We start from the raw sequence: 17,761 nt of genomic DNA, 5'->3' as shown, positions 1-17,761 counted from the left end.
CGACGCCCGGTGATGCGGTGGCCGCCGGTGCCCGCGGCGTCGCAGTCTACACGCCGGCCGCGCCTGCGGATGCGCGCGGCCCGCACGCCTGCTGTCGTCCCGACGGTGCGTATCCCCTTCCGATGAGCTTTTGCGTCTTGGACGGCGCTCCGGCGGCACGCCGGGGCGCCCGGCGCCTGCAGTGCCCGCGGCCGACAGGAGCGGGGACAGTCCGTGCGAGCAGCATTTGCCGGATGAGCGACGGCCCTCGAGCGCGCCTAGAGTTCGAATTCGGCGACCACGGGGACATGGTCGGAGGGACGCTTGCGCCCGCGCTCGCCCACATGCGCCCGGCAGTCGCGACAGGCGGAGGCCAGTGCCGGCGAGGCCAGCACGTGGTCGATGCGCAGGCCGGCGTTGCGGGCCCAGCCGCCGTTGCGGTAATCCCACCAGGTGAAGCGGTGCCGGCCCTCGCGCTCTTCGAACAGGCGCCAGCAGTCGGTCAGACCGGTGTCGAGCAGTTTCTCCAGGGCCGCGCGCTCGGGCGGCGAGCAGAGGATGCGGCCTTCCCATTTGTCGGGGTCGTGGGTGTCCTCGGGGCGCGGGGCGACGTTGAAATCGCCGGTGAGCACCAGCCGGTCGTGGACCGCGGCTTCGGCCGCCACCCATTCGGCCAGGGCAGCGAACCAGTCGAGCTTGTAGTCGAACTTGGGTGAATCCAGCGCCGCGCCGTTGGGGCAGTAGACGCCGATCACGCGTACGCCGGCCACGGTGGCCGCGATCACGCGCTTGTGTTCGTCGACCAGCCCCGGCAGGGCGAATTCGACATCCGTAGGTGCGTCTCGCGAGAGCAGGGCCACGCCGTTGTAGGTCTTCTGGCCGGTGAACACGCTGTGGTAGCCGGCCTCGGCGAAGGCCGCGCTCGGAAACCGATCGTCGGTGAGCTTGGTTTCCTGGAGTGCGAGCACGTCGACCGGATTGTTCTCCAGCCAGGCGAGGACGTGCTCCTGGCGGACGTTGAGCGAATTGACGTTCCAGGTCGCGATCTGCATCGGGGATTCCTTGCGTACGACAGTGCGTGATCCGTGCGGGGGGCGGCAGGGCGGAGTGCGGTTCGAGACCGTGCCTCCCCGCGGGCGCACGCGATGTATCGGGTTCTGTTCGAGCCGGTAGCCGGCCCCATTGTAATCGCCGCCGTGACGCTCGGTCGCGACGATCCGCCACCCAAACGTCTTGCCTGCCGCGGCCAGACGGGTTGGACAGTAGGCGGTGCCGCGGTGACGATCGTACTGCGGCATCAAGGCGTCCGGGCCCCGGCACGGTCGGCAAGAACGACACGGATTGCGGCCGGCCGTTCGGTGTCGTCGTGGGGTTGGACGTCATTACTTGCATAGTCCAGTCTGAAAAGCCGATGATCGATGCAATATCGTGCTCATGTGTCAACTACCACGATGGCGGCGGCACGCGCCGGCGCGTCGAGGGGCAATACGTGCGCACATTCGGCGGGATTGGGCCGAGCGGCTCGAATGCTCGCAAGGGGGGGGCCGTAATCCGCGGCGTCCGCGCTGCAGATGCGTTATTCCGGGGCAGAGCGAACGCGCGGCGGGGCACGTCGCAGAGGCCGAGGCGAAATGAACAGCAATCCCGAGCCCGAACCGGGTCATGACGCGCGTTCGTTTAATGAACACGAGCGTGGCTCGCCCGCAGCCATTGTCGGCCTCGGGGCGAGTGCAGGCGGTCTAGAGGCCTTCCAGGCGTTCTTCACCGCGATGGGCGACGACAGCGGTATGGCCTTCGTGGTCGTGTCGCATCTGGCGCCGGATCACCATAGCCAGTTGTCGGAGCTGCTCGCCAAGGTCACCCTAATGCCGGTGCGCATCGTGGACGCGCCGGTTGCCGTGCAGGCCGATCATGTCTACGTCATCGCGCCGAACCGGCATCTGGATATCCGTGATGGCAGGTTGCAACCGATGCCCATGGCGGCGCGCCACGGCATTCCGACCACGATCTATCGCTTCTTTCGTGCCCTGGCCGCCGATCAGGGCCCGAAAGCGGTGGGTATCGTGCTTTCCGGCAGCGGTAGTGATGGCAGCGAAGGTATCCGTGCGATCAAGGCCCATGGCGGACTGACCATCGTGCAGTCGCCCGAGACGGCCCAGTTCGACAGCATGCCGCGCAGCGCGATCGATACCGGCATGGCCGACTATGTATTGCCCGTCGAGCAGATGCCGACCGAGTTGCGGCGTTACGTTCGTCACGCCTACGTCGATGGCGGCGGGCCGCTGTCGGCCGATTCCGACGTGGCGGATGCGCCCTCGGAAACGCTGGACGCGATTCTCGATACGGTGCGACGTCGCCACGGCCACGATTTCCGTCACTACAAGGCCGGCACGCTCTCGCGGCGGGTCGAGCGGCGCATGGGCGTGTGCCAGGTATCGACATCGGACGCCTATCTGAAGATGCTGTCGGAGGATCCGCAGGAACTGGATCGCCTGTTCGCCGACCTGCTGATCGGGGTCACCGGCTTCTTTCGCGACCCGGCGGGTTTCGAGGCGCTCGAAGCGCAGGTGCTGCCCGCACTGGTGGGTCAGCGGGATAGCCCTGATCCGATCCGGGTGTGGGTGCCGGGTTGCGCCACGGGCGAAGAAGCCTACTCGATAGCCATTGTGCTGTACGAGGCGATCGAGGCGGCCGGCAGCCGGCAGCGTCTGCAGCTGTTCGCGACCGATATCGACGCCCGCGCACTCGAACAGGCCCGCAGCGGCGTCTTTCCCGAAACGATCGCGGAGGACGTGTCACCCGAGCGGCTGGAACGATGGTTCACGCGTATCGACCACGGTTTCAGGATTGACAAGAGCATTCGCGAGGTCACGGTCTTTGCGGTCCAGAACCTGATTTCGGATCCGCCGTTCTCGCGCATCGACCTGATCTGCTGTCGCAACCTGCTGATCTATCTGGATCAGGAGATTCAGAAGCGCGTCATTCGCCTGTTTCATTACGCCCTGCGGCCGCAGGGAGCGCTTTTCCTAGGCAATTCCGAATACATCGGCAAGCACTACGATCTCTTCTCGGTCATATCGCGCAAGTGGCGGCTCTATCGACGCATGGAGGGCGATACCCGCGGTCTGGGCGGGTTCGATCTGACCACGCCGGCGCCCGCCGAGCGTAGTGCGCCCGTGGTCCACGCGCCCGCACAGCCGGAAACGAGGCCGCAGCGGCGGATCGTCGAGGCCACACAGCGCTTGCTGCTCAGCGACTATGCACCGGCCAGTGTTGTGGTCACGGCCCGGTTCGAAACGCTATACATGCACGGCTCGGTGGGCGAGTTCCTCGATTTTCCCATGGGCGAGCCGACCACCCACCTGCTGACGCTGGCGCGGCGCGGACTGCGCAACAAGCTGCGTGCTGCCGTGAAGACGGTATTGGATGGTGGGCCCGCGCGGGTCGAGGATCAGGCGCGCATGTTGCGCGATCAGCAATACCGGGAGGTCAGGATCGTCGCGCGCCGGTTCACGCCGGCGGGCCTCGACGAGCCCTATGTGCTGATCAGTATGTGCGATGCGGACAAGGCCCCTTCGACGGAGGCGCCGGACAGGGTCTCGAACGACGGCGGCGATGCCGAGCTGGTCGCACAGCTGGAGCATGAACTGCGTTCGACGCAGGAGGAATTGCAGGCCTCGACGGAGGAGATGGAAGGGGCCAACGAGGAGCTCAAGGCCGCCAACGAAGAATCGTTGTCGATGAACGAGGAGCTCCAGTCCGCGAATGAGGAACTGGAATCCTCGAAGGAGGAGTTGCAGTCGCTCAACGAGGAGCTCAATACGGTCAATGCCGAGTTGCAGCAGAAGGTCGAAGAGGTCGAGCTGGCCAACAACGACCTCGTCAATCTGCTGAGCAGTACCGATATCGCAACGATCTTTCTGGACAAGCAGGGCCGGATCAAACGCTTCACTCCGGCAGCGACCGCGCTCTTCAACCTGATCGACAACGACATCGGACGCCCGGTGGACGATATCTCGAACCGTCTCAGTGCGCCGTTGGACCTGGCGGCGGACGTGCGCCGGGTGCTGGACACGCTGACGACCGTCGAGAGCGAGGAACAGACCGGCGAAGGCCGCTGGTTCATCCGGCGGATGCTGCCGTATCGCACGGTGGACGATCGTATCGATGGGGTCGTGCTTACGCTGTCGGAAATCACCGCGATCAAGGCCACGGAACAGGCGCTGCGGGCCACCGAGGCGCGCTTTCGTGGACTCTACGACGACAATCCGTTGATGTATCTGAGCCTGGACCGGCACGATCGGATCATCTCGATCAATCGCTTCGGCGCTCGGCAGTTGGGCTATGGCGACGAGGCGGTCGTGGGGCGGCCATTTGCCGATCTGCACACGGATACACGCGCCCTCGCTAGCGAGCTGCAGCGCTGTCGCGACAATGCCGGCGAGCCCCAGCGCTGGGAGACGCGGCTCGAGTGCGCCGATGGCAGCATGCTGTGGGTCCGGGCCAACGCCCGGCAGGCCCGGGACGCCGATGACAATCCGATCATTGTCATCGCCTGCGAGGATATATCCGAGCAGAAGCGGCTCAGCGAGGAGGTCTATTACCACGCCACGCACGATGCGCTGACCGGTCTGATCAATCGGCGCGAATTCGAACGTCTACTCGGGCGCGCGGTCGACAATGCGCGCGAACGCGGCGAAGTGCATGCCCTGTGCTATATCGATCTGGACAACTTCAAGGTGGTCAACGACACCTACGGCCACCACGCCGGCGACGAACTGCTGCGCCAGCTGACGTCCCGCATGCTGGAGACGATCCGCCAGCAGGACCTGCTCGGCCGGCTCGGCGGCGATGAGTTCGCTCTGCTACTCGACCACTGCTCGATCGAGGATGCCGAGCGAATTGCCAACGGCCTGATTGAAGCGATCGATGCTCAGGAGTTCCTGTGGCACGGCTATCGTCTGCGCGTCGGGGCCTGTATCGGCGCGGTGGCGATCGACGCGACCACCGGCCAGACGGCGACCGTGCTGCAGGCGGCCGATGCGGCCTGTTTCGCGGCCAAGGATGTGGGCCCGGGCACGCTGCAGCGCTATGGTGAGAACGACGCCGTGGTCAGGCGTCGGCGGATCGATATGAACTGGGCCAACCGTCTACGCAGCGCCCTCCGGGACGACCGCATCGAGATGTACGCCCAGTCGATCTGCGCGGTGGCCGATGACAGCGTGCGTGGCTACGAAACGCTCGTGCGCATGCGTGGCGCGGAGGACGAGCTGATCGAGCCGGACCGTTTCATGCAGGCGGCCCTGCGCTATGGGTTGATCCGGGAGCTCGACCTGGCCGTGCTGCGCAAGACGCTGGAGTGCCTGGCGGCGAACGTCGCGTTACTGGACGGCGTCGCGTGGGTGTCGATCAATCTCTCCGGCACCTCACTCGCCCATCCGGGCTGCGCAGAGACCACCATCGAGTCGATTCGCGCCTCCGGCGTCGATCCGACGAAACTGTGCTTCGAGATCACCGAAACGTCGGTGATCTCGAACCTGAGCCAGGCTCAGCACTTCATCGATGCACTGCACGGTTTCGGGTGCAGCTTCGCACTCGACGATTTCGGCGTCGGTCTCTCGTCGTTCCATTATCTGCGCGTGCTGCCGGTCGACTACATCAAGATCGACGGCAGCTTCATACGCGACATGCGCGATGATCGCTCCGTACGGGCCATGGTCGAGGCGATCAACGGCATCGCCCATCTGATGGGCAAGCAGACGATCGCCGAGTGTGTGGAGAGCGCGGCCATCATGGACGTCGTGCGCGCCCTGAAGATCGACTACGCCCAGGGCTTTCACTACGCCCGCCCGCTGCCCCCTGCTGGATGCGCTGCAGCCGGGCGCACCGGCGCCCGGCTCTGATGCCGATTCATTCGGCAAGGGGTCCGATACCGGAGCGCTGGACACCTAGGCGGCGCGCGGTTCGTCCAGGCCGCTGTGGCGCAGCAGCGCGTCGATCGACGGCTCGCGGCCGCGGAAGGCGATGAAGTTGTCGATCGCGTCCCGGGTGGCGCCCCGCTCCAGCACTTCGGTGAGAAAACGCCGCCCGGTGGTGGTGTCGAACAGCGTGGTCTCCTCGAACGCCGAGAAGGCGTCGGCGGAGAGGACTTCGGCCCATTTGTAGCTGTAGTAGCCGGCGGCGTAGCCACCCGCGAAGATGTGCATGAAGCTGTGCGGGAAGCGGTTGAACGACGGCGGCGTCATCACCGCCACCTCGGCGCGCACTGCGTCGAGCGTCTCCAGCACCCGCGCGCCGCGGCCCGGGTCGTAGTCGCGATGCAGGCGCAGGTCGAACAGCGAGAACTCCACCTGGCGCAGCATCTGCCAGCCGGCCATGTGGTTGCGCGAGGCGGCCAGCTTGTCGAACAGATCCGCCGGCAGCGGTGCGCCGGTCTCGTGGTGGGCCGCGAACAGGTCCAGCGACTCGCGCGCCCAGCACCAGTTCTCCATGAACTGGCTGGGCAGTTCCACCGCGTCCCATTCCACCCCGGCGATGCCGGCGACGGGCGCGTAGTCCACCCGCGTGAGCATGTGGTGCAGACCGTGGCCGAACTCGTGGAACAGCGTGGTGACCTCGTCGTGGGTGAGCAGCGCCGGGGCGTCACCGATCGGCGGCGAGAAGTTGCAGGTGAGAAACGCCACCGGCAGCTGGATGCCGTCGGCGTGCACGCGCCGATTCTGGAAGCCGTCCATCCAGGCCCCGCCGCGCTTGCCCTCGCGGGCGTATGGGTCGAGATAGAACACCCCCCGCGGCGCGCCGTCGGCGTCACGGATCTCGTAGACGGTGACGTCGTCGTGCCAGGTGCGCACATCGTGACGCTGACGGATGCGCACGTCGTAGAGCCGCTCGACCACCCGAAACAGGCCGTCGACGACCGCCGGCGCGGGGAAATAGGGCCGCAGATCCTCGTCGGAGAAGTCGTAGCGCTGCTCCTTGAGGCGTTCCGCGTAATAGGGCACGTCCCAGGCCTCGAGCGTGTCGATGCCGTCGGCGCGGGCCAGCGTGCGCAGGGCGTCGAGTTCGCTGCGGGCGGTGTCGCGGGTGCGCTCGGCGAGATCCAGCAGGAATCGCTCGATCTGGTCGGGGCTGTCGGCCATCTTGGTGGCCAGCGACTGTTCGGCGTAGTTGGCAAAGCCCAGCAGGCCCGCGGCCTCGTGGCGCAGCGCCAGGATCTCGTCCATCAGCGCGCTGTTGTCGTACTCGCCGCCGTTCGGGCCCACGTCCGAGGCGCGGGTCGAGAAGGCCTCGTAGACCTCGGCGCGCAGCCCGCGGTCGGCGGCGTGCGAGAGCACGGCGATGAAGCTCGGCGCGTCCAGCGTCACCAGCCAGCCGTCGAGATCCTTGCTCGCCGCGTTCTGCGCGAGCAGGGCGCGGGCGGAGTCGGGCAGGCCGGCGAGTTCGGTTTCGTCGGTGATGTGCCGACGCCAGGCCTGGGTCGCATCCAGCAGGTTCTGCTGATACGTGGTCGCCAGTTCGCTGCGGCGTTGGGCGATCTCGCGATAGCGGGCCTTGGCGTCGTCGTCCAGGGCCACGCCGGCCAGGCGGAAATCGCGCAGCATGTCGTCGATCACGCGCTGCTGCGCCGCGTCGAGGCGCGCGTACTCGGCCGAGTCGCGCAGGCGCTGCACGGCCTCGAACAGGTCGCCGTTCTGGCCGATCTCGGAGGAGAAGGCGGTCAGTTTCGGCAGGCAGGCCTGGTAGGCCTCGCGCCATGCCGGCGAGTCCATGACCGAGTGCAGATGCGACACCGGCGAGAATGCCCGCCCCAGCCGGTCCTGGGCGGCATCGACCGGGGCGATCAGGTTCGCCCAGGTCGGTGCGGTGTCGGCCGCTTTCGCGATCGCCTGGTCGACCGCGGCACGGGCCTCGTCGATCAGCGCATCCACGGCCGGCTCGGCGTGCGCGGGGGCGATGGCGTCGAATTCCGGCAGCTGGTCGGTCTCGACCAGACGCAGCAGGGGATTGTCGCGGGTGTCGGTCATGGGGTCGGTGTCCTGGCAAATGGGCGTGCGCGCCGCACGATAGCCCCGATCATGCGGGCCGCCGGGGCCCAATCCAAGAGGCGGCGCGGTCGGCGCTGCCGACCCTGACACGCCCGTCCGGGCCTTCTACAATGCCGGCACCGACATTCTGTGGACACGCCATGAGCGAACACTACGATCTCGTCGTCCTCGGCGGCGGCTCCGGCGGCGTGGCGACCGCGCGCCGGGCCGCGGCCCACGGCCGGCGCGTCGCCCTCGTCGAGCGCGGCCGGCTCGGCGGCACCTGCGTGAACATCGGCTGCGTGCCGAAGAAGGTCATGTGGCATGCCGCGGATTTCGCCGAACGCGCCGCGCACGCCGCCGACTACGGTTTTTCCGGCGCCCCGCCGACGCACGACTGGGCGCGGCTGGTCGCCAACCGCGAGACTTACATCCGCCGGCTGAATCGCATCTATGGCGGCAACCTCGACAAGGCCGGCGTGATCGTGGTGGAAGGCGAGGCCCGCTTCGTCGACGAGCGCCGCATCGCCGTCGGCGAACGCGAGTTGAGCGCGGACCATGTGCTCATCGCCACGGGCGGCAAGCCGCAGTGGCCCGAGATCCCGGGCGCTGCCCTCGGCACGGATTCCGACGGTTTCTTCAGCTGGACCGAACGGCCCCGGCGGGTGGCGATCGTCGGCAGCGGCTATATCGCCTGCGAACTCGCCGGGGTGCTCAACGGTCTGGGCAGCGAGGTGACGCTGCTGCTGCGCCGCGAGCACGTGCTCAAGGAGTTCGACGCGCTGCTCGGCGAGACGCTCATCGAGCGGATGCGCGAGGCCGGGATCGACGTCCAGATGAACCGTTCGGCGGCCGAACTCGTCGAGGCCGGCGAGGGCGTGGCGGTGCGCTTCGAGGACGGCGACACCTCGGCGCCCTTCGATCGCCTGATCTGGGCGATCGGCCGGCGTGCCAACAGCGATGCCATCGGCCTCGAGCGGATCGGCCTGGAGGTCAACGCCGACGGCACCGTTCCGGTCGATGCCTGGCAGGACACCGTCGTGCCGGGCGTGCACGCGCTCGGCGACGTCACCGGCGCGATCGAGCTCACGCCGGTGGCGATCGCGGCCGGCCGCCGGCTGGCCGACCGCCTGTTCGGCGGCAAGCCGGATTCGCGGCTGGATTATCACAACATCCCCACGGTGGTGTTCACGCATCCGCCGATCGGCAGCGTCGGCCTTTCCGAGACCGAAGCGCGCGCCGAGTACGGCGACGCGGCCGTCACGGTCTACACCAGCCACTACGTCGCGCTCTATCACGGCGTGCTCGAGCACAAGGTGCCCAGCGACATGAAGCTCGTCTGCGTGGGTGACGACGAGCGCATCGTGGGTGCCCATGTCATCGGCGACGGCGCCGACGAGATGCTCCAGGGCTTCGCCGTGGCCGTGAAGATGGGCGCGACCAAGGCCGATTTCGACAATACCGTGGCGATTCATCCGACGAGTGCGGAAGAGTTCGTCACCATGACCTGAACGCGCCGGCGACGGTGGCGACTGGCGACGAATCGCGTCACCCGGCGGCGGTCCGCCCGGCCCGCTGGCCGGCGGGACGCGGCCGCCGGCAGTGGGCGGCGTCGGCGTGTGCCGCCGGCATCCCGCGCGGCCGGACATGCGCCGGGCACGCCTAGCGTGGCCATGGCCCGCGCCCTCGTCGTGAGTCTCGTCTCGGGCCTGCTGGCGGCCTGTTCCGGCCAGTTCTGGGCCAACGCGCTCACCCCGCGCTGGGGCTACGACCGCCACGCCGACATCGCCTACGCCGACGGCGACCGCCAGCGCCTGGATGTCTATGTGCCCGATCGGCTCGCAGCCGGCGCCCCCGTGGTGGTGTTCTTCTACGGCGGCAGCTGGCAGGACGGCGACAAGGCGGGCTATCGCTTCGTCGGCCAGGCGCTGGCCTCGCGCGGGTTCATTGCCGTGCTGCCGGATTATCGGCTCTACCCCCCGGCGCGTTTCCCCGCCTTCGTCGAGGACGGCGCCCGGGCCGTGGCCTGGGCGCTCGAGCATGCCGCCGATTACGGCGGCGATCCCGGTCATCTGTTCGTGGCGGGGCATTCCGCCGGCGCCCACATCGCCGCGATGCTGGCCGCGGACCGACGCTATCTCGCGGCCGCCGGCGCGTCGGTGGGCGATCTGGCCGGGCTGGTCGGCATGGCCGGACCCTACGATTTCCTGCCGATCGAAGATCCGGTGCTACAGGCGATCTTCGCGCCCCGGGCCGCCTGGGCACGCACCCAGCCGATCCATTTCGTCACCGGCGAGGCGCCGCCGATGCTGCTCATGCACGGCGCCGCCGACCGAACCGTGGCGCCGGAAAACAGCCGAAACATGGCGTCCCGGGTCAATGATCGGGGCGGCGAGGCCCGATTGAAAATCTATCCCGAAACCACCCATGTGGGGCTGATCGCACCCCTTGCGGCGCCGCTGCGTCTTGCCGGAAACCAGCTCGACGACATTACTGATTTCGTTACGAAAGTGGTCTCGGACAGGAACCGTTAAGCTTCATCGTGTAGGGTTATGGTCCTATTTGAGCGGTAAACCGATCATGCGTCGTTTCAAGGCAGTGACGATCAGCGTGCTCGCACTGTTGTGCGCGGCCACCCTGCCCGCCCAGGCGGAGTCGGTCGAATGGAAGGAACTCAGCGTCTCGGCTTCGGCATACAATTCCGTGCCCTGGCAGACGACCGCCGACAAGCCGGCGGTGGCCGCCTGGGGCGACGAGCTCCGGCCCGGCATGCGGGCCATCGCGGTCTCGCGGGATCTCGTCGATCAGGGGCTGACCCACGGCGCCCGGGTCAAGATCGAAGGTCTGCCGGGGGTCTATGTCGTGCGCGACAAGATGGCCAGTCGCTGGAACAACAAGATCGACATCTACATGGGCAAGGACGTTCAGGCCGCTCGTGAGTGGGGGGTCCAGAAGGACATCCAGATCAGCTGGGCCGAGCCGAACGACAGCTGAGGCCGGCCGCCCCGGCGGCACAATTCACAGGACAAGGAGAGACGATGTCCGGGCAGCTCGTACTGCTACGCCACGGCCAGAGCCAGTGGAATCTCGAGAACCGCTTCACCGGCTGGGTGGACGTGGATCTGACCGACACCGGTCGCGCCGAGGCCCGTGCGGCCGGGCGGATGCTGGCCGCGGAAGGGCTGCGCTTCGACATCGCCTTCACGTCGGTGCTCCAGCGCGCGATCAAGACGCTCTGGCTGGCACTCGAGGAAATGGAGCAGCCCTGGGTGGACGTCGTGCGCCACTGGCGCCTCAACGAACGCCACTACGGCGGGCTCCAGGGGCTGGACAAGGCCGAGACCGCCGCTCGCCACGGCGACGAGCAGGTGCATGTCTGGCGCCGCAGCTATGACGTGCCGCCGCCGGAGATGGCCGCCGATGATCCGGGTCATCCGCATTTCGATCCGCGCTACGCGCATCTGGATGCGCGCGTGCTGCCCGGCACCGAGTCGCTGGCGCTGACCCTGGATCGGGTGCTGCCCTACTGGCACGACGCGATCGCGCCGCGGCTCAAGGCCGGCGAGACGGTGCTGGTCACCGCGCACGGCAACAGCCTGCGTGCGCTGGTGAAGTATCTTGACGGTGTCGCCGACGATGTGATCACCGGGGTCAACATCCCCACCGGCATCCCGCTGCGGTATCGGCTCGACGGCAACCTCAATGTGGTCGAGTCGGGCTATCTCGGCGATGCGGCGGCCGCCGAGCAGGCCGCGCAGGCGGTGGCCGACCAGGCCCGGGCCAAGTAACGTCGGGCGCGTGGCGCGCGGACAACCCGGGCTTGCTGACGGCGTGGTCGAACGCCGAACGGCCCGCAGGCGTGAGGCCTTAGGCCGGGGCTGGGCTCGTCCAGCGGTTCAGGCGCTTCGGCCCGCGTCCATATCCACGCCCACGCTCTGGGTCCTCGGCGTCCAGGGCTTGTTGGCATCTCATACGAGCGGCGAATTGGCGACCGCACCTCGTGTGCGGCAAGGCGCGAGTCGCCGACCGTGGCGCGCCATGATCAAGACTTGCAACGCCGCAACGCGGGATGTGCGGCCCCAACCCTTCGGGCCAAGCGCTGTGGCGCGGCCATCCCGCGTTGTCGCACGCTGGCGCAGTGTGACTGGCGCGGCGCGCACGACGCCTCGTCTTGCCGCACCACAGCGATTGACGCGGACTCGCGTGACGTGTTGACGGGCCTTAGCTGCGCAGCGTGTAGCGCAGTGTCCGACCATCCGGCGCCAGCACGCCGGCGTCGATGAGCCACAGGCGGGCGTCTTCGGCGTCCTCGGCGAACCACGCCGCGGCGCTGCCCAGGCGAAAGGTGTAGCCCCAGGCGTCCATGTCGGCGCACATGCGCTGGCGGTCCATGCCGGCCAACGCGTCGGCCGCCAGGATCTGCCAGTAGCAGACCGCATTCTCCTCGTCGTAGTCGCCGCCAGCGTTGGTGTCGAGCCCGGCGCGGCGATCGGCGTCCATGCACACGTAGTGGCCCGCCTCGTGGAGCGCCGAGTGCACCGGGGTGTCGGCGCGCACGTAGAGTCGGTCGCCCAGCAGGCCCGCCTCCTCGTCGCCCCAGAAGCTGCCCGGGATCGCCGCGCCGTCCGCGACGCTCACCAGCTCGATGCCGAGGCGCTCCAGCAGCGCCCGCAGCGACGCCTGGCCGAGCGTGCCCACGGTGAGCACGGCGCCCGGGGTGGGCACGACGGGGTCGGTTTGGCGTACAGTATCGGCGTCGTTCAAAGCGAAGGTGGAACGTGAAACCGCTTGCAAAATCCTATCTGATGATGGCCCTGGCTGCCGCCCTGACCGTGACCGGCTGCGCCTCCGGGCCCACCGGCGAACAGGCCCAGACCGCGGCCTCCAACCGTGTGATCGAGGCCTACAACGTGCCGGACCTGCTCGCCCAGGCCGCTCCGGCCGTGGTCGAGTCGCTCGAGAACAACGTGCCGGACAGCGTGAGCCAGGCCGAGCGCCAGCGCCTGCGTGACGCGGTCTACGACGTCTATGCCCCCGAGAAGCTCCAGGCCGGCGTGGCCGAGCGTCTGCGCGAACGCGCTGCCGAGGCCGATCGCAAGCCGGCGCTGGCTTCGGCCGCGGACAAGCTGGCCGCGCCGCTGGCCACGCGCATGATCGAGCTCGAGTCCGCGGCCGGCAGCGACGACTTCGCCGAGGGCTTTCGCGCCTTCGTCGACCAGCCGGCGACCGAGGCGCGCAAGCAGCGTCTGCGCATCATCGACGGCTTGGCCGACGACATGGAGGTCATCTCGCTGCAGACCGAGTTCAACGTCACCCTGCTGCGGGGCATGATCAAGGGCCGCGACGCCGTGGTCGACCCGGCCCAGCAGGCCAGCGACTCGCGCGTGGAGCAGATGGTCAGCAACACTCGCGAGGGCATTCGCGACCAGCTCGAGCAGCGCGTGCCGCTGATGCTGCTCTATGTCTATCGCGACGTGGATGACGCGACACTGCAGCAGTACGCGGATCTGCAGGCCGAGTCGGACATGACCTGGACGAACCAGGCGCTCCGGCAGGCGATCACCGACACGCTGGCGGCCGCCGGCGAGCGGATCCCCGAGCAGATGAACGCCGGCACGGGCGCGTAACGCCATGCCGATGCTCGATTCCGACACCGCCATTCGTGAAACGCTGGCGCGGGCGCGTCGTATCGCCGTGGTCGGCCTGTCGTCGAAGGCCGATCGGCCCTCCCACGGCGTGGCCGAGGCCATGCAGAGCGAGGGCTATCAGATCGTGCCGGTCAACCCGAACGAGGATCAGGTCCTGGGCGAGAACGCCTTTCCGGACCTGCGCCACGTCACCGGCATGCCCGACATGGTCGATGTCTTCCGCGCGCCCGAACATGTGCCCCAGATCGTCGACGCCTGCATCGAGCGTCGCGTGCACGCGCTCTGGCTGCAGGAGGGCGTGATCCACGAGGCGGCCGCGCAGAAGGCCGCCGACGCCGGCATCGACGTGATCATGGACCGCTGCATGCTCAAGGAATACCGGCGGCTGCTCGGCTGAACGCGCGAACGGGGCCCCGTGCGGATGATGCCGCCCGGGCGTCTCGGGGCGGATGCGGGCCGCGCGGTCGGGTACCCTCTGCAACGCCGATTGGGCTCTGTCATGGACAGGTGTAGCCGTCCTGATCAGACGGACAGCTTGGCTTTGCCGCTCGACAGTGTTCGGCCCGCAGCGGGTTGGCGGGTCCCTCCGGCGCGAGGGCTGGGCGTTCCCACGCCGGCTTGCGGGGCGGGGTTGGCCGTGTGTTTGGCCATTTCGCTCATCGATTCCGATCGGTCGCGTCACGGTCGCCGACGCACTCCCTTGTCGTGCCGCCGCCCGGTGGGTGGATTACACGGGGCCGACTCAACCCCGGACATGACCGGGTCATGGCGTCGAATCGATGCCTGTTTTTCGGCTCTTGAGTGGGCGCGGCCTCTTTTTATTGTCGGCCTTGCGCTTCCGTACTGCGACGCGTCTTTGTCGCCGCGTAGCGATGCGCGCTCTGAATCAGCGCCCGGAAAAGCTTGGTTCGCGCTTCGCCAGGAAGGCGTCTCGGCCCTCCGAGAAATCGGCTGTCGAGAACAGTAGAGCCTGGGCGTCGGCCTCGGCGGCCAGGAACGTCTCGCTGGACAGCGGTAGGCGCGCCAGCATCTGCTTGGTCATGGTATGGGCGAGCGGTGCGCCCGATGCGATGCGTGTGGCCAGCGTGAGCGCCTCGTTGAGCGCATCGCCCGCCGGTGTCACCACCTCTGCCAGTCCCCAGGCTTCGGCGGTCTTCGCATCGACCAGATCGCCGGTGAGCGCGAGCAGTTTAGTGCGGCCCAGGCCGATGCGCGCAGGGAGTGTGAACAGCAGGCCGAGGTCGGGCATCACGCCCACACGGTTGAACGGCGCACCGAAATGGCTATCTCCGCCAGCTATGATCAGATCGCAGGCAGTGGCAAGCGAGAGACCGGCGCCGACCGCCTTGCCCTCGACGGCCGCGATCACGGGCTTCGGTCCCTCGTAGAGCTGGCGAAATAGACGATGGACACGTTGGAGTCGTGGCCGGCCGCTGACCGCGTCGAGTTCTGTCATCGACGTGATATCGCCACCGGCGCAGAAGACTGGTCCCGAGCCCGCCAGTACGATTGCGCGAATATCGTCCCGGTCCAGCGTCTTGTCGAGAATATCGGCAAGGGCTGCGCGCAACGCGAGCGTGAGCGCATTGCGACGACGTGGCTCGTTGAGTCGGATCAGGCGGACGCCATCGAAATCTTGAACGACACAGGGTGCGGCACCGTCCGGGATAGTATCGATATCGAATACGCGCATGCCTAAGTCCTATGATGAGGCTGATTAAACTCTATACGAAATAACTTGATTGCGACAAGCAAGAATAACTAGCATGGCTGTTCTGCTTCGCGGTCCAGCGGATGGGACCGTTACGGGCGAACCGGCCGGCCGATGGCCGCAACGGTGCCGGTCCTGGAAAAACGTTCGATAGAAAAGCGATACCGCATTCGACGCCGGGTGCGTCCGAATATGCGTACGGGAGGACAAGATGACGACATTGCGGGAATGGGCGCAACGCCAACCCGGGAAACCGGCCTACACGATCGCCGATACCGGCGAACACCTGACCTATGCCGAGCTCGACCGCCGTGCCGATGCAGGAGCCCGGTGGATGGCCTCGGCCGGTCTGGCGGCCGGCGACGTCATCGCGGTATTGATGGAGAACGGGCTGCGGCTGCTCGAGATCGCCTGGGCGGCCAAACGCGCAGGGGTCTACTACACACTGATCAGCCGTCATCTGCAGGCTGACGAGATCGCCTACATTCTCGACAACAGCGAGGCACGCTGGTTGCTCTCCAGTGCGGCACTGACGCCCGTTGCCGGTGAGGCCCGACACCGTGCGACTGCGCGCGACATTGTTCACTACGGAGTCGGTGTCGGAGCGAGCGACGCCGTATGTGATTACGATCAAGCGATATCGGCGTGTACGCACACACCGGATCTTTCGAGTCGGCCGGTGGGGCGAGAGATGCTTTATTCCTCCGGAACCACCGGCCGGCCCAAGGGTGTATGCAAACCCATGCTGTCGTCCGAATACCGGGGGCACCTGGAGCCCGACATTGCGCTTTGGCAACGCATCTTCGATGTGGGGGCCGATAGCGTCTATTTGTCGACCGGGCCGCTTTATCACGCTGCGCCGCATGCCTACTGCATGCGGACCGTGGCCTGTGGTGGCCACTGTGTGGTCATGAAACGCTTCGACGCCGAGGCCGCACTGGCCGCCATCGAGACTTATCGGGTGACCCACAGCCAATGGGTGCCGACCATGTTCGTACGCTTGCTCGATCTGCCGGCGGCGACGCGCCGGCGCTACGATCTGTCGAGCCTGCGCTATGCCATTCATGCCGCCGCGCCGTGCCCGATCCATGTCAAAGAGCAGATGCTGGCGTGGTGGGGAGCGGTGGTCTGGGAGTATTACGCGGGCTCGGAAGGCATCGGTCAGACTGTTATCGGCCCGGCGGAGTGGCGGCAACGCAAGGGGTCGGTCGGCCGCCCGACCGTGGGCGAGCTGCATATCCTGGACGACGACGGTCGTGAATTGCCGCCGGGCGAGATAGGCACGATCTACTTCGCCAATGGACCGCGATTTGAATACCGCAACGATCCGGAGAAGACCGCCAGCGTATATCGTGACGACGGCATGGCGACGCTGGGTGATTTGGGCCACGTCGATGAGGCGGGGTATCTGTATATCAGCGATCGGCGCGCCGACCTGATCATTTCGGGTGGGGTGAACATCTATCCCAAGGAGATCGAGGAGGTGTTGCATCGGCACGCCCAGGTCGGCGACTGCGCGGTGGTGGGTGTCCCCGATCCGGAGTATGGCGAAGCCGTGCTGGCCTGCGTGTTGCCGTGCCCTGGTGTGGCCGCTTCGGAAGCGCTGGCCTCCGATCTGGTGGCGCACTGCCGCGAGGCGTTATCGCATGTCAAAGTACCGCGTCGCATCGAGTTCCTCGATGCCTCGCCGCGCCAGGAGAATGGCAAGATCCCGCGTCGCCTGCTTAAAGCACGCTATCGGTCAGCCGGGAATGCTAGTTGCGGTCCGGGGTAAGCGCGCGTAATACAAGGAACTTGTAGTTCTCGAACATACGATCCAAGTCGAAAAGTTCCGGTTGCAGCTGCCACTGATACACCGTGCCGAACATGCATGAATAGAAGCTGGCCGCAAAGCCGGCGGGATCGGTCGCGGCATCGATAGTGCCGTCGGCGATGCCCTGCTCGACCCAGCCCCGCACGTCTCGCAGCTGGATGCTGTGGTGGGCAGCGAGTTTCGCATTGAGCGCCGAGGGGTGGCCGACCGCGTCGTACCACAGCATGATCATGGCCTGATAGTGCCGGGGCGCGCAGCGGAGATAGCGCCGAAATGCATCCGTCGCTGCCAGGATCGCGTCGAGACCGCGTTGGTCGCCCAGTTCGCGTTCGAGCTGCTCACGCCAGTGTCGCCGGCTGTAGAGGAGCACTTCGAGAAACAGGCCCTCCTTCGAGCCGAATCGATAGTTGGCCAGACCGCGACTGTAGCCGGCGCGTTCGCCGACTTCCTTGAGCGTGGTGCCGCGCGAACCGCGTTCCAGGATCAGATCGATGGCAGCCTCGATGAGACGACGACTCGATTCCTCGGTGCGCTCGGCCTGAGTTCGGCGACGCGGGGTACGATGGTCGGTCGAGGTGCTGCTCAT

The 17,761-nt window shown here is 67.1% G+C and carries 13 protein-coding genes; 8 read left to right on the top strand and 5 right to left on the bottom strand.

Annotated features, from left to right (window positions below):
• Positions 1-257 precede the first annotated feature (257 nt).
• Positions 258-1,031, bottom strand: a complete 774-nt coding sequence (gene xth / locus SAOR_RS15240) for an exodeoxyribonuclease III (protein ID WP_123632167.1) — start codon at positions 1,029-1,031, stop codon at positions 258-260.
• Positions 1,032-1,610: 579 nt separating this feature from the next.
• Here xth and SAOR_RS15235 point away from each other — a divergent pair.
• Positions 1,611-5,882, top strand: a complete 4,272-nt coding sequence (locus SAOR_RS15235) for an EAL domain-containing protein (RefSeq protein ID WP_185015721.1) — start codon at positions 1,611-1,613, stop codon at positions 5,880-5,882.
• A gap of 45 nt (positions 5,883-5,927) precedes the next feature.
• Here SAOR_RS15235 and SAOR_RS15230 read toward each other — a convergent pair whose 3' ends face one another.
• Complete coding sequence (locus tag SAOR_RS15230; RefSeq protein ID WP_123632165.1) at positions 5,928-8,003, bottom strand: M3 family metallopeptidase; 2,076 nt, start codon at positions 8,001-8,003, stop codon at positions 5,928-5,930.
• Between the two features lie 161 nt (positions 8,004-8,164).
• Here SAOR_RS15230 and gorA point away from each other — a divergent pair, with 161 nt between their 5' ends.
• The 4 genes from gorA to gpmA all read left to right on the top strand — a co-directional run bounded on the left by gorA (position 8,165) and on the right by gpmA (position 11,791).
• The gene (gorA, locus tag SAOR_RS15225) at positions 8,165-9,514 is read left to right on the top strand and encodes a glutathione-disulfide reductase (protein WP_123632164.1); all 1,350 of its coding nucleotides are present in this window, start codon (positions 8,165-8,167) and stop codon (positions 9,512-9,514) included.
• Between the two features lie 162 nt (positions 9,515-9,676).
• Positions 9,677-10,537 carry an alpha/beta hydrolase gene (locus SAOR_RS15220; protein ID WP_123632163.1) on the top strand — a complete coding sequence of 287 codons (861 nt, stop codon included), beginning with the start codon at positions 9,677-9,679 and terminating at the stop codon, positions 10,535-10,537.
• 46 nt (positions 10,538-10,583) lie between these two features.
• A complete protein-coding gene (locus SAOR_RS15215; protein WP_245965501.1) occupies positions 10,584-10,997 on the top strand; it encodes a 3D domain-containing protein in 414 nt (137 codons plus the stop codon).
• Between the two features lie 44 nt (positions 10,998-11,041).
• Positions 11,042-11,791 (top strand): 2,3-diphosphoglycerate-dependent phosphoglycerate mutase, encoded by a 750-nt coding sequence (gene gpmA, locus SAOR_RS15210; RefSeq protein ID WP_123632162.1) that lies wholly within the window; start codon positions 11,042-11,044, stop codon positions 11,789-11,791.
• 433 nt (positions 11,792-12,224) lie between these two features.
• Here gpmA and SAOR_RS15205 read toward each other — a convergent pair whose 3' ends face one another.
• On the bottom strand, positions 12,225-12,728 hold the full coding sequence (locus SAOR_RS15205) for a hypothetical protein (RefSeq protein ID WP_245965500.1): 504 nt from the start codon (positions 12,726-12,728) through the stop codon (positions 12,225-12,227).
• Between the two features lie 53 nt (positions 12,729-12,781).
• Here SAOR_RS15205 and SAOR_RS15200 point away from each other — a divergent pair, with 53 nt between their 5' ends.
• The gene (locus SAOR_RS15200; protein WP_123632161.1) at positions 12,782-13,630 is read left to right on the top strand and encodes a hypothetical protein; all 849 of its coding nucleotides are present in this window, start codon (positions 12,782-12,784) and stop codon (positions 13,628-13,630) included.
• A gap of 10 nt (positions 13,631-13,640) precedes the next feature.
• Positions 13,641-14,048 (top strand): CoA-binding protein, encoded by a 408-nt coding sequence (locus SAOR_RS15195; protein ID WP_245965499.1) that lies wholly within the window; start codon positions 13,641-13,643, stop codon positions 14,046-14,048.
• Positions 14,049-14,537: 489 nt separating this feature from the next.
• Here SAOR_RS15195 and SAOR_RS15190 read toward each other — a convergent pair whose 3' ends face one another.
• The gene (locus tag SAOR_RS15190; RefSeq protein ID WP_123632160.1) at positions 14,538-15,344 is read right to left on the bottom strand and encodes an enoyl-CoA hydratase/isomerase family protein; all 807 of its coding nucleotides are present in this window, start codon (positions 15,342-15,344) and stop codon (positions 14,538-14,540) included.
• 229 nt (positions 15,345-15,573) lie between these two features.
• Here SAOR_RS15190 and SAOR_RS15185 point away from each other — a divergent pair, with 229 nt between their 5' ends.
• A complete protein-coding gene (locus SAOR_RS15185; RefSeq protein ID WP_123632159.1) occupies positions 15,574-17,136 on the top strand; it encodes an AMP-binding protein in 1,563 nt (520 codons plus the stop codon).
• Here the strand turns inward: SAOR_RS15185 and SAOR_RS15180 are convergent.
• A complete protein-coding gene (locus SAOR_RS15180; RefSeq protein ID WP_123632158.1) occupies positions 17,117-17,761 on the bottom strand; it encodes a TetR/AcrR family transcriptional regulator in 645 nt (214 codons plus the stop codon). The two genes, SAOR_RS15185 and SAOR_RS15180, sit on opposite strands and share 20 nt — an antisense overlap.

Origin of the sequence: Salinisphaera orenii subsp. orenii MK-B5, assembly GCF_003788635.1 — a bacterium.
GTDB lineage: Bacteria > Pseudomonadota > Gammaproteobacteria > Nevskiales > Salinisphaeraceae > Salinisphaera > Salinisphaera orenii.
The sequence above is the reverse complement of the archived record's forward strand: the minus strand, read 5'-3'. Positions and strand labels throughout refer to the sequence as shown.

Bases quoted from the DNA above. Each gene is read 5' to 3' on its own strand.
- xth (WP_123632167.1), bottom strand. From the start codon at position 1,031: ATGCAGATCGCGACCTGGAACGTCAATTCGCTCAACGTCCGCCAGGAG.
- SAOR_RS15235 (WP_185015721.1), top strand. From the start codon at position 1,611: ATGAACAGCAATCCCGAGCCCGAACCGGGTCATGACGCGCGTTCGTTT.
- SAOR_RS15230 (WP_123632165.1), bottom strand. From the start codon at position 8,003: ATGACCGACACCCGCGACAATCCCCTGCTGCGTCTGGTCGAGACCGAC.
- gorA (WP_123632164.1), top strand. From the start codon at position 8,165: ATGAGCGAACACTACGATCTCGTCGTCCTCGGCGGCGGCTCCGGCGGC.
- SAOR_RS15220 (WP_123632163.1), top strand. From the start codon at position 9,677: ATGGCCCGCGCCCTCGTCGTGAGTCTCGTCTCGGGCCTGCTGGCGGCC.
- SAOR_RS15215 (WP_245965501.1), top strand. From the start codon at position 10,584: ATGCGTCGTTTCAAGGCAGTGACGATCAGCGTGCTCGCACTGTTGTGC.
- gpmA (WP_123632162.1), top strand. From the start codon at position 11,042: ATGTCCGGGCAGCTCGTACTGCTACGCCACGGCCAGAGCCAGTGGAAT.
- SAOR_RS15195 (WP_245965499.1), top strand. From the start codon at position 13,641: ATGCTCGATTCCGACACCGCCATTCGTGAAACGCTGGCGCGGGCGCGT.
- SAOR_RS15190 (WP_123632160.1), bottom strand. From the start codon at position 15,344: ATGCGCGTATTCGATATCGATACTATCCCGGACGGTGCCGCACCCTGT.
- SAOR_RS15185 (WP_123632159.1), top strand. From the start codon at position 15,574: ATGACGACATTGCGGGAATGGGCGCAACGCCAACCCGGGAAACCGGCC.
- SAOR_RS15180 (WP_123632158.1), bottom strand. From the start codon at position 17,761: ATGAGCAGCACCTCGACCGACCATCGTACCCCGCGTCGCCGAACTCAG.